The following is a 651-nucleotide window of genomic DNA, read 5'->3' as shown; positions in this document are numbered from 1 at the left end:
CCCATGGATTCCGTTCTCAAAGCTGCGTCCTAACCACCTTGACTAATGCTATAACAGGAGATATGGACAATATTTCCGAGTTAAATTCGCGCCTAAGACTTTTGTTCACCTTTGCGACTGACAAGGGAGAAAGCCGCGCCAACTGCTAGGAGTCCTAACACCATAGTAGGTTCAGGAACTTGCACACCTCTGATGGCATTCATATTTTTCTTGCCGATATCAAGGGCAAACACAACGTCATTATAGTCTCTGTCACCACCACCGACGATATCTTCAAAAGCTAACACCAGATAGCCAGATTGTTCATAGGCCATCACTTGTTGGAATCCATTTCTGTTCCGGCTGGAGTCAACATATAAACGAGTGGGGTTGCTGCGTCCATAACCATCGGAATTTAGGAAAAAGTCTAGGGTAGTTCCTCCGTTAACTGTACCCAAGCTGACAAAATCACCTGCTTGTAAAGCATTAGCGGTTGGGTCGTTGCCAGAATTTCGATAACCGATATGAGTTGAGCAACTGCTAGTTAGGCAGACAATATCATCAAATAGAATAGTGTCTGATATGGTGGTAGCGCCTGTAGCAGAAACACCTAACTGGTTGCGATACCATGCACCCTCACTGAGGAAATGCACTTTCACTTCATGGTTGAAA

General features: G+C 44.9%; 1 protein-coding gene. It reads right to left on the bottom strand.

Features of this window, described 5'->3' with window-relative positions:
• Nucleotides 1–92 precede the first annotated feature (92 nt).
• A partial coding sequence (locus tag P5683_RS25565) for a DUF4114 domain-containing protein (RefSeq protein ID WP_315641266.1) occupies nucleotides 93–651 on the bottom strand: 559 nt, incomplete at its 5' end.

It is taken from the genome of Limnospira sp. PMC 1279.21 (genome assembly GCF_032349615.1).
GTDB classification, from domain to species: domain Bacteria; phylum Cyanobacteriota; class Cyanobacteriia; order Cyanobacteriales; family Microcoleaceae; genus Limnospira; species Limnospira fusiformis.
This window is presented reverse-complemented; position numbering and strand designations above follow the sequence as displayed.